The following is a 10,571-nucleotide window of genomic DNA, read 5'->3' on the forward strand; positions in this document are numbered from 1 at the left end:
CGACGCGCCGGACGAGGTGGAGCCCGGTCCGTACTGGCTGCCGTACTTCGAGGTGGTCGACACCGACGCCACGGTGGCCCAGGCGGAGCGGCTCGGCGGGACGGTGCGGATGCCCGCGACGACCTTGGAGGGCGTGGGCCGCATGGCCAAGCTCGCCGATCCGTACGGGGTCCGCTTCGCGGTGATCAGAAGCGAGCCGGCACAGGGCTGAGCGCTTCGGTGGCCTGCGGGCCGGGCCGCGGGGTGTGCACGGCGGCTGTCATGCCGAGGCGCGGCGTATCAGGGTCGTCGGCAGGATCACCGCCGTGCCCGGCGTGCCGGGAGCCACGGGCGCGCCGGGGACCGTGGGCGGTCGGTGCCGTTCGTCGGACAGGCCCTGGAGGAGCAGGCGGGCCATCAGCCGGCCCATCTCCTCGATCTCCTGCCGGACCGTGGTCAGCGGGGGCTCGGCCTGTTCGGTGACCGGCACCATGTCGTCGAAGCCGACCACGGCGACGTCCTCCGGTACCCGCCGGCCGCTCTCGCGCAGCACGCGCAGGGCACCGAGGGCGGTGAGGTCGTTGGCGGCGAACACGCCGTCGACGTCCGGGCAGCGGTCGAGGAGTTCCCGCATGGCGCGTTCGCCGCCGGCCGGGGTGAAGTCGCTCTCCACGACCAGCCGGGGATCGCTCCCGCCCGGCACGTCGGCCATGACGTCCCGGTAACCGTCGAGCCGGTCCACCGCGGACGTCTGGTCCAGCGGACCGGTGAGGTGCGCGACACGCCGGCGGCCGAGGTCCAGCAGGTGCCGTACGGCCGCGCGGGCCCCGCCCCGGTTGTCGCAGTCGACGTACGCCACACCCGGGTCCGCCGCCGGGCTGTCCCCGCCCCAGCCGGGGCGTCCGCCGAACACGGTGGGCACGCCGGCGTCGTGGATGAGGCCGGGCAGCGGGTCGTCCAGGTGGAGGGAGAAGACGAGCGCGCCGTCGACATGGCCGCCGGCGAGATACCGGGCGACGCGCGCGTGGTCGGCGCGGCCCTCGGTGAGCAGCAGCACGAGCTGGTTGTCGTGCGCGGTCAGTTCCTTGCTGATGCCGCGCAGTTGGAGGGCGAAGAAGGGGTCGGCGAAGACCTTGGTCTCGGGCTCGGCGATGACGACCGCGACGGCGTCGTGCCGCCGGGTGACGAGGCTGCGCGCCGCCTGGTTGGGGACGTAGCCCAGTTCCTCCACGGCCCGCCGGACCCGCTCGGCCAGGGGTTCGCGGACCCCGTCGCCGCCGTTGACCACTCGGGACACGGTGGCCCGGGACACGCCGGCCCGTGCGGCCACGGCCTCCAGCGTGGGGCGCGAGACTGCCTCGGTCACTGTGGGGACTCCTCCTCGGCGGCTGGCGATCAGGATAGCCGCGCGGCGCCGGTCGGGCCGGTGCGGGGAGCGGACCGGAACCGTGCGGCTCCGCCGAGCGGGCCGACCGCCGTCCCGACGCCCGGTGCTCCGCCCGCCGGAACCCGTACGGGCGAGGGCGAGGTCTTGCCAGGGCAGCCCGGCGGGGGTGTGCACGGTGCGCTGCCCGGGCGAGGCCATGCCGGGGTGTGTGCCGCGCGGGACGTCCGTGAGGGTGGTCCCGGCGGCCGTCCGGACCGGGCCGGGGGCCGCCGACGCGCCGGTTCAGCCGGCGAGCTCGCGTCGAGGCCGCTCCGGGTCGGCGCACGGGTCATCCCGCCGAGAACACCCACCGGCCCGCCGGGATCTCATGACGAGGACCGGCCCCGGGCCCGGCTGGGCTGGACGCGTTTCGGTTCGCCGGGCATCTTCGGGTACTCCGGCGGGTACGGCAGGTCGCCGAGGCCGTGCTCGTGCTCGTCCCGGCGGGCGAGGTCCAGCAGCGCCTCCAGGGAGTAGGCGTGCTCGTCCATGTCGGCGTGCACGTCGCCGAGTTCGGCGAACCGGGCCGGCATGGTGACGAGGTCGAAGTCGCGGGGCTCGGCCACGCCGACCTCCTCCCAGCGCAGGGGTGCCGAGACGGGGGCGTGCGGGCGGGGGCGGACGGAGTAGGCGGAGGCGATGGTGCGGTCCCGGGCCGTCTGGTTGTAGTCGAGGAAGATGCGGCGCCCGCGTTCCTCCTTCCACCACTTGATGGTCACCTGCTCGGGCATCCGGCGTTCCATCTCCCGGCCGACCGCGATCGCCGCGCGGCGCACCTGGGTGAAGGTCCAGCGCGGTTCGATGGGCACGAAGACGTGCAGGCCCCGTCCGCCGGAGGTCTTCGGCCAGCCGCGCAGCCCGCCGAACTCCTCCAGCACGGCGCGCAGTTCGTGCGCGGCGCGGGCCGCGTCGGCGTAGTCGGTGCCGGGCTGCGGGTCGAGGTCGATGCGGAGTTCGTCGGGGTGGTCGACATCGGCGGCCCGCACCGGCCAGGGGTGGAAGGTGAGGGTGCCGTACTGGGCGGCCCACACCACGGCGGCCTCCTCGGTGGGGCACATCTCGTCGGCGCTGCGCCCGCTCGGGAAGGTGATGTGGGCGGTCGGGATCCAGTCGGGCATGCCCTTCGGGGCCCGCTTCTGGTAGAACCACTCGCCGCCGACGCCGTCCGGATAGCGTTCCAGGGTGGTGGGGCGGTCGCGCAGGGCGCGCAGGATGCCGGGGCCGACGGCGGTGTAGTAGCGGGCGAGGTCCAGCTTGGTGAAGCCGCGCTCCGGGAAGAACACCTTGTCGGGGCTGGACAGCCGTACGGTCCGGCCGCCCACCTCCAGTTCCACCGCATCGCCCATGCGGCCACGGTAGGCGCACCCCGCACAGCGCGCATACCGGGGGAAGGCGGGAGCATACGGTGTGAAGCGGGATGTATACGAGCGGGATCCGATGTGTGCGCGCAGAATCGGATGCATGGATCTGCCCGTCATGCCGCCCGTGAAGCCGATGCTCGCCAAGTCGGTGGCGAAGATCCCGCCGGGGATGCACTACGAGGCGAAGTGGGACGGCTTCCGGTCGATCGTGTTCCGGGACGGCCCCCAGGTGGAGCTGGGCAGCCGGACCGGAAAGCCGCTGACCAGGTACTTTCCCGAGCTGGTCGAGGCGCTGAAGGAGCGGGTGCCCGAGCGGTGCGTGCTGGACGGGGAGATCGTGATCGCCCGGAACGGCCGGCTGGACTTCGACGCGCTGACCGAGCGGATCCACCCGGCGGCCTCCCGGGTGCGGATGCTGGCGGAGAAGACCCCGGCCTCGTTCGTCGCCTTCGACCTGCTGGCCCTGGACGACCACGCCCTGCTCGACGTCCCGCTCACCGACCGCCGCGCCCTGCTGGACCGGGCCCTGGCCTCGGCGGGTCCGCCGGTGCACCTGGCGCCCTCCACGACCGACATCGAGGTGGCCCGGGACTGGTTCGAGCAGTTCGAGGGCGCCGGCCTCGACGGGGTCGTCGCCAAGCCGCTCACCCTGCCCTACCTCCAGGACGAGCGGGCCATGTTCAAGATCAAGCACGAGCGGACGGCGGACGTCGTCGTCGCCGGGTACCGCTTCCACAAGAGCGGCCCGGTGGTGGGCTCGCTGCTGCTGGGCCTGTACGACGGGCACGGCCGGCTCCAGCACGTGGGCGTGTCCGCCGCGTTCGCCATGAAGAAGCGCGCCGAGCTGGTCGAGGAGCTGGAGCCGCTGCGCATGGACGACGTGTCCGGGCACCCGTGGGCCGCCTGGACGGACGAGGCCGCGCACGAGACGGCCCGGCTGCCGGGCGCGCCGAGCCGCTGGTCCGGCAAGAAGGACCTGTCCTGGGTGCCGCTGCGGCCGGAGCGTGTCGCCGAAGTGGCGTACGACCACATGGAGAACGGGCAGCGGTTCCGGCACACGGCCCGCTTCCGCCGCTGGCGCCCGGACCGTACGGCGGAGAGCTGCACCTACGGCCAGTTGGAGGAGCCGGTGCGCTACGACCTGGCGGAGATCCTCGGCGAGAAGCACCGGGGCTGACGGCCGGGCTCCGGCCGCACGAGGCTCGGCGGCACGAGACCCGGCCGCAGGGGGTTCACCCTCACGGCTGCATGAGGATCTTGACGGCGCCGTCCTGCTTGCGCTGGAACATGTCGTACGCGTGCGGCGCCTCCGACAGCGGCAGCCGGTGCGTGGCGAAGTCCTCGACGCCGAGCGGGTCCTCCTCCGTCAGGTACGGCATGATCCGGTCCGTCCAGGTGCGGACGTTGGCCTGGCCCATGCGGAGCTGGATCTGCTTGTCGAAGAGGGTGAGCATCGGCATCGGGTCGGCCATGCCGCCGTAGACGCCGCTGAGCGAGATCGTGCCGCCGCGGCGGACCAGGTCGATGGCCATGTACAGGGCGCCGAGCCGGTCGATGCTGAAGCGTTCGGCGAGGGGCCCGCTGATCTTGCGCGGCATGAGCGCGGTGGCCGTCTGGGCGAGTTTGGCGGCGTGGCTGCCGTGCGCCTCGGTGCCGACGGCGTCGATCACGGCGTCCGGTCCCCTGCCGCCGGTGACGTCCTGGATGGCGTGGACCAGCGCCTTCTCGTCGTCGAAGGTCCGCAGGTCGTACGTCTCCACCCCGCGCCGCTGGGCCCGGGCGAGCCGCTCGGGTACCAGGTCGACGCCGAAGACGCGTTCCGCGCCGCGGGCCATGGCGATCCTGCAGGCCATGTCGCCGATCGGCCCGAGGCCGAGGACCGCGAGGGTCCCGCCCGGCGGGACGGCGGCGTACTCGACGGCCTGCCAGGCGGTGGGGAGCACGTCGGAGAGGTAGACGAACCGGTCGTCCGGCGGTCCCTCGGGCACCTTGATGGGCCCGAACTGCGCCTGCGGGACGCGCAGGTACTCGGCCTGGCCGCCGGGGACGGCGCCGTACAGGCGGGTGTAGCCGAACAGGGGGGCGCCCATGCCCTCGCTGGTGACCTGCGTGGTCTCGCACTGGGTGGGCAGCCCGGTGTCGCACATGAAGCAGTGCCCGCAGGCGATCTGGAAGGGCACCACCACACGGTCGCCGGGGCGCAGGTCCGGTACCTCGGAGCCGACCTCCTCCACGATGCCCATGGGTTCGTGGCCGAGGATGTCGCCCGGGGTCATGAACGGGGTGAGCACCTCGTACAGGTGCAGGTCGGAGCCGCACAACCCGGTGGATGTGACGCGGATGACGGCGTCCGTGGGTTCCTCGATCCGGGGGTCGGGCACGTCCTCGACCCGGACGTCCCGCTTGCCCTGCCAGGTGACTGCCTTCATGTGGTCGCACTCCCTTGGTCACGCGTACGGCTGCGGAGTGTGTGCCGTGTGTGGTGGCGGCCGGGTACCCGCGCGCATCGCCGTCGAACCCGTGGCCGGGGCGCACCGGTGCGCGCACGACCGGACCACGGGGACGGGGGTCGCGCCGGGGGCAGGGACGTGAGCCACAGGGCGCGTACGCGGCGCGCCGGACCGGTGACGCTGCCGGCCGTCGCGGTGACGGCCGTCGCGGTGACGGCCGTCCTCACGGCGTGCCGCACCGGGCAAGCCGGGAGGGGTGCGACGGGACCCCGCACCGCACCCCGACAGCACTGCCCGCTCCGCCTGGGCCCGCTCACTCGGGCACCACGAGGCGGGCCGGCACCGGAGGAGACCGGAACGCGGTGCTGCTGCACACCGCCGTGTACGACGGGATGCCGGCCGCCGACGCGGCGTCCGCGACGGCCCGGCGGGTGCTCACCGAACGGCGGCCGGGCCGAGGGTGACCCCGGCTCAGTGCAGGCCGCGCCCCGTCGCCAGCACCTCCCGTGCCTGGGCCACCAGGGCTTCCGCGCCGCATGCCTTGGCGAGGTCCATGCCCCGGCCGAGTTCCACGACCGAGCGGGCGGCGATGCCGTACTCGACACGGGCCGCCGCGTGCTCGTACTGGCAGGGCGAGGCCTCCAGGTAGGTGACGGCGCGGGCGGCGAGCTGCACCGCCCGCCGGCCCGTCGCCAGCGCGGCGGCACAGCGCAGGGCCTCGCCGATGGCGGTGTCCGTGCCGAACCGCTCGGCCTGCCGGCGGGCGTCGGCCGCGAGCCGGGCCGCCCGCTCCGGGTCCTGGCCGGCGAGCGCCTTGGCGAGGTCGACGGACCAGGGTGCGAGGACCGGGTTGTGGCCGCCGCGGGAGACGGCGGTCTTCTCGGCGGCCTCCAGTTCACCGATGCCCTCCGCGGTGCGGCCGACGGCGAGCAGCAGCCGGCCGCGCACGGAGCGGATGTCGGGCAGCACGATGGTCGACGGGTACGGCGGTGCGAAACCGTACTGTTCGGCAACCGTCCAGGCCTCCTCGACCCGGCCCCGGGCCAGCAGGGTGTCGACCAGTCCGCAGCTGGCCGACCAGTACAGCGGGAGGCCGCGGCCGACGCGTTCGGCGAGGACGAGGGCCTCGCGCAGGGCGGACTCGGCGTCGCGCAGCCGGCCCTGCCGGCGGTAGGCGAGCCCCAGGAAGGCGTTGGCCAGGGAGAGGTGGCCGCCGCGCCAGCCGGCCGCGGTGTAGACGCGCCGTGCCTCGGCGAACAGGCTCTCGGCGCGGTCGAGCCGGTCGGCGTAGGCGTACGCGCTGCCGAGCATCATCAGCAGTTCCATGCCCCACTCGGGGTCGGTCCAGCCGAGGCCGGGGGCGAGGCGGCCGTTGACGAGGGCGCGGTCGCACAGTGCGAGGACCTCGTCGGCGCTCTCGCCGTGGGTCATCGCGTCGAAGCCGCGCAGGATCAGCAGGGCGCGTTCGGCGTTGTCGCGGCCGGTGCAGGTGTCCGCCAGTTCGGCGAGGCGGCGGGAGCGGGCCGGGGCGACGGTCTCGCCGTGGATGCCCTCCCACATGAACTGGAAGGCCTGGAGCCGCATCCGGACGGGGCCCGCCTCGTGCCGGGCGGCCTCGGCCTCGACCGTGCGGACAGCCTCCTCCAGCTGGTCGTTGTGGAGCAGGGCCTGGGAGAGGCGGACGACGGCGTCGACGCGGTCGTCCCCGTCGAGGCCGGGCATGGCGAGGGCGCTCTGCAGGTGCTCGGTGGTGACCGCGGGGTTGGTCAGGAGGGTGGCGCAGCCCAGTTCGTACAGGACGCGCGCGTGCACCTCCGGGCGGGGCGGCTCCTCCAGGGCGCGTTCCAGGCAGCGGCGGGCCGCGTCGGGCGCGCCGACGGCGAGGTGCTCGCGGGCGGCGTCGCGCAGCTGCTCGACCAGTTCCTCGTCGTCGTCCGGGTGCACCTTCAGCAGGTGCCGGGCGGCCTCGGCGGCGCCGCGGCCCAGCTCGGTGATGATCTGCGCGGCGACGCCGTGCATGGCGGTGCACACGCCGGGCGGGATGGAGTTGTAGACCGCGGTGGCGATGAGCGGGTGGACGAACTCCAGCTCGCCCGCCTCCCGTTCGGTGCCGGGGGCCGGCGGGGGTTCGGTGAGGATGCGGGCGGTGCACAGCAGGTCGGCGCAGCCGCGGGCGAGTTCGTCGTCCATGGTGGCGAGGCGGGCGACCATGTCGACGGTGATGCCGGTGCCGAGGATGGCGGCGGCCCAGGCGAACCGGGTGGCCTCCAGGCCGAGTCCCTTGAGCCGGTCGACCAGTCCGCCGCCGCGGGCCGCGCGGTTGAGCGCGCGCAGTTCGCCGGCCCGCGCCTCGACCGGCTCGAGTTCGCTGTCCTGCACCTTGGCGAGGAGTTCGACGGTGTCGTAGGGGTTGCCGCCGGTGACGGCCCAGACCTCGCGGCAGAACGGGTCGTCGGCGTGCCGGCCGAGGGTGGCGCGGGTGAGGCCGGCGGTGGCGTCCGGGGTGAGGGCGCTGAGGGTGTGGGCGGGGCGGCCCGCGGCGGCGACCGCGTCGAGCAGGCGGGCGCTCTCGCCGCCGGTCTCCCCGGGACGGCGGGCGACCACGACGAGGACGGAGAGGTCGTCCAGCCGTTCGGCGAACGCGGCGAGCCAGCGCAGGGTCTCCTGGTCGGCCCAGTGCGCGTCGTCCAGGAGGAGCACCAGCGGCCACTGGCGGCGGGAGAGGCGGCGCACCGCGGCGACGAGTCCGTCGCAGACGTACTGCGGGTCGGCCTTGTCCCCTTGCGGATCCGCTATGCCGAGGGCGGGGCCGGCGATGTCGTACCAGTCGCCGAGGTACTCGCGGGCCTCCTCCGGGAGTAAGGACAGCAGCGCGGGCTGGAGCAGTTGCCGTACGACGTGGAACGGGACCGACCTCAGGGTCTCGGCGCCGCGGGCGGACCAGACGGTGCAGCCGCGGCGTTCGGCGATGCGGCGGGTCTCGGCGAGCAGTGCCGTCTTGCCGAGTCCGGCCTCGCCGCACAGGACCAGCAGGCTGCCCGCGGACGACTGGTCCGCGCAGAGCACGTCGAGTGCCCGCGCGACGGTGGCGATCTCGGCGTCCCGCTCCCACAGGGGAGCCGAGCCGGCCGCCGACGGCCGTCCCTCCGTCATCCCGTTACCTCCCAGGTCGCCCGAATGACGTACAGGTGCCGAGCGTAGCCGTCGGGCGGGGCCACGGGTGGCCGGTCGCGGCAGCTGTTGCCCGCCCGGGTGAAACAGGGTGCGGGCAGGCGACGCGCACGCCCGCGCGACCAGCGGGGGGAAGGTCAACGGGATCCTCTCATCCCTCTTTCACCGTCACCTCATACGGTGGGGGGCATGACGCAGGCGACTCCCCCCGGGTGGTACCCCGACCCCGGGCAGACGAACGACGGCCCGCCCACCGAGCGCTGGTGGGACGGCAGGGCCTGGACGGACCGGACCCGCCCCGCCGGCACGGCCGCCGCGTGGGGTCCCCCGGCCGGGGCGGCGCCCCAGGCTCCGGCGGGGTTCGGCGCGTACCCGGCGTATCCCGCGCATCCGGGGCAGCCGGGCGAGCCGGGGTATCCCGGCACGCCGCCGGCTCCGGGCCGGCGGGGGGTGCGCAACGGCATAGCCGTCGCGGTGGCGGCCGCGGTCCTGCTGTGCATCGGGGTCGGCGTGTACGCCCTCGCCAAGGACGACGGCGGCGTCGACCGCGCGGGCTCCTCACAGGGGCCGGACGGCGGCCGGGGCGGGCCGTTCGACGGGCCCGGGGGGTCCGGGGGCCCGGGAGGCTCCGGGGGTTCGGGCGGGGCCTCGCCGTCGCCCGGGCAGTCCGAGGCGCCCAGGGCCGAGGGCGGCGGCTCGGTGACGGACGCGGTCAACGGGATCAGCCTGCCGGTGCCGCAGGGGTGGACCGGGCAGGCCGTCCGCTTCGGCGCCGGGATCACGTCCGGCAGCTCCTACCCGTGCCCGGGCGACCCGTCCCAGACGTGCACCCCGGGCGGCGCGTACACGGCACCGGCGACGAAGCTGGGCACCAAGGGCGACACGGCCGAGGAGGTCGCCAAGGCGGACATCGCGGCCAACGCCGAGCAGTCGTACGGCGGCACCACCTACGGCCGCATCACCTCGCACGAGGTGCTGGCCTCCGAGGCGGTGACGGTGGCCGGGCAGAAGGGCTACCTGGTGCGCTGGAAGGCGGTCACCGGCAAGGGCGCCGACGGCTACGTCGAGTCGGTCGCCTTCCCCTCCCCGAACCGGCCCCGCCAGATGGTCGTCGTCCGCTTCGGCATCGACGTCGGGCAGAAGCTGTCGGTCGTCGACGAGGTCCTGAAGGGGATCAAGGTCTCGTCCGGCGGCGGGAACGGCCAGGACGTCTGAGGACCTCCGGGGACACGATCGGCCGGGTGGGATTCCCCTCCGCTCAAGGGGAACCCCACCCGGCCGGGGGGTGCGCGCCGCCCCCGTCCCCACGGTGCGGCGCGGGCAGGTCACCGTCCAGTCATCCCGTGGACGGCGGCCTGGGTCTCATCTCAGTCCGAGCGCGGGCAGCACGGCCGACTCCACGAACCGGACCAGGTAGTCGGCGTCGGCGTACTGGCCGTTGAGCACCGGCCGCACGCGCAGGACGCCGAACATCATCGCCGGGATGTACTCCAGCGCGGGGTGGCCCGCCCGGACCTCGCCGCGGGCGACCCCGCGGGCGAGCATCTCCTCCAGCGCGGCGATCTCCGGGTCGACCAGCGCCTCGCGCAGCGCCTTGGCCAGCTCCTGGTCGGACGTCACCGCGTGCCCGAGCGCCTGCAGCAGCCGGGTGTCCTTGCCGGACCAGTCGCCCGCGGCCCGCGCGGCCTGGCGCAGGTCCTCGGCGAGCGATCCGGTGTCGATGCCGGCGAACCGCACCCGGCGGTTGGCGCGCAGCGCGGCCGCGACGAACTGCGGCTTGGTCTTCCACTGCCGGTAGAGCGTGGACTTGCTGCACCGGGTGCTCGCGGCGACGCCCTCCATGGTGACGGAGTCGTAGCCGCACTCGCGGATCTGTTCCAGCACGGCGTCGAAGAACTCCCGCTCACGCTCCGGCGTGATCTTGGAGCGGCGCGAGGCGACGACCGTCTCCGGTCCCTCCGCGGCCTGCGACGTCATGTGCGGCTTCCCCTCACTCGTGATGCGTGCTGGTTCCAGTGTGTCTCAGATCAATCGATACGCCAGTGTACCGGTACTCGCCCGTATCGGTACACTGGCGTATCGGTACGGCAACGTATCGATGAGTCCCGGCGCCTCGCCGGGGCCCGCACGCACCACGCACCACCGTCAGCGAAGGGGCCGGGGGATGAATGCCCGAACCGAGCC

At 74.4% G+C, this 10,571-nt stretch carries 8 protein-coding genes; 3 read left to right on the forward strand and 5 right to left on the reverse strand.

All coding sequences use genetic code 11. The features are described from left to right. Positions 1–211, forward strand: a 211-nt coding sequence (locus ACZ4VF_RS37885; protein ID WP_467931762.1) for a VOC family protein, incomplete at its 5' end; no start/stop codon positions are given. Positions 212–259: 48 nt separating this feature from the next. On the opposite strand, the gene ACZ4VF_RS37890 is transcribed toward ACZ4VF_RS37885, so the two are convergent. Continuing rightward, positions 260–1,345: a LacI family DNA-binding transcriptional regulator gene (locus ACZ4VF_RS37890; RefSeq protein WP_467931763.1), complete on the reverse strand. Its 1,086-nt coding sequence runs from the start codon at positions 1,343–1,345 to the stop codon at positions 260–262. A gap of 386 nt (positions 1,346–1,731) precedes the next feature. After that, positions 1,732–2,751: a non-homologous end-joining DNA ligase gene (gene ligD / locus ACZ4VF_RS37895; protein ID WP_467931765.1), complete on the reverse strand. Its 1,020-nt coding sequence runs from the start codon at positions 2,749–2,751 to the stop codon at positions 1,732–1,734. 115 nt (positions 2,752–2,866) lie between these two features. Here ligD and ACZ4VF_RS37900 point away from each other — a divergent pair, with 115 nt between their 5' ends. Further along, a complete protein-coding gene (locus ACZ4VF_RS37900) occupies positions 2,867–3,943 on the forward strand; it encodes an ATP-dependent DNA ligase (RefSeq protein ID WP_467931766.1) in 1,077 nt (358 codons plus the stop codon). 61 nt (positions 3,944–4,004) lie between these two features. Here the strand turns inward: ACZ4VF_RS37900 and ACZ4VF_RS37905 are convergent, their stop codons facing one another. Next, positions 4,005–5,195 (reverse strand): zinc-dependent alcohol dehydrogenase, encoded by a 1,191-nt coding sequence (locus ACZ4VF_RS37905; RefSeq protein ID WP_467931767.1) that lies wholly within the window; start codon positions 5,193–5,195, stop codon positions 4,005–4,007. 492 nt (positions 5,196–5,687) lie between these two features. Continuing rightward, positions 5,688–8,369, reverse strand: coding sequence for an ATP-binding protein (locus ACZ4VF_RS37910; protein ID WP_467931769.1), 2,682 nt, complete (start codon positions 8,367–8,369; stop codon positions 5,688–5,690). A 207-nt stretch (positions 8,370–8,576) separates the two neighbouring features. Here ACZ4VF_RS37910 and ACZ4VF_RS37915 point away from each other — a divergent pair, with 207 nt between their 5' ends. After that, complete coding sequence (locus ACZ4VF_RS37915; protein WP_467931770.1) at positions 8,577–9,602, forward strand: DUF2510 domain-containing protein; 1,026 nt, start codon at positions 8,577–8,579, stop codon at positions 9,600–9,602. A gap of 147 nt (positions 9,603–9,749) precedes the next feature. Here ACZ4VF_RS37915 and ACZ4VF_RS37920 read toward each other — a convergent pair whose 3' ends face one another. Next, on the reverse strand, positions 9,750–10,364 hold the full coding sequence (locus ACZ4VF_RS37920) for a TetR/AcrR family transcriptional regulator (RefSeq protein ID WP_467931771.1): 615 nt from the start codon (positions 10,362–10,364) through the stop codon (positions 9,750–9,752). Positions 10,365–10,571 lie beyond the last annotated feature (207 nt).

This window comes from Streptomyces sp. NPDC029151 (assembly GCF_055564315.1).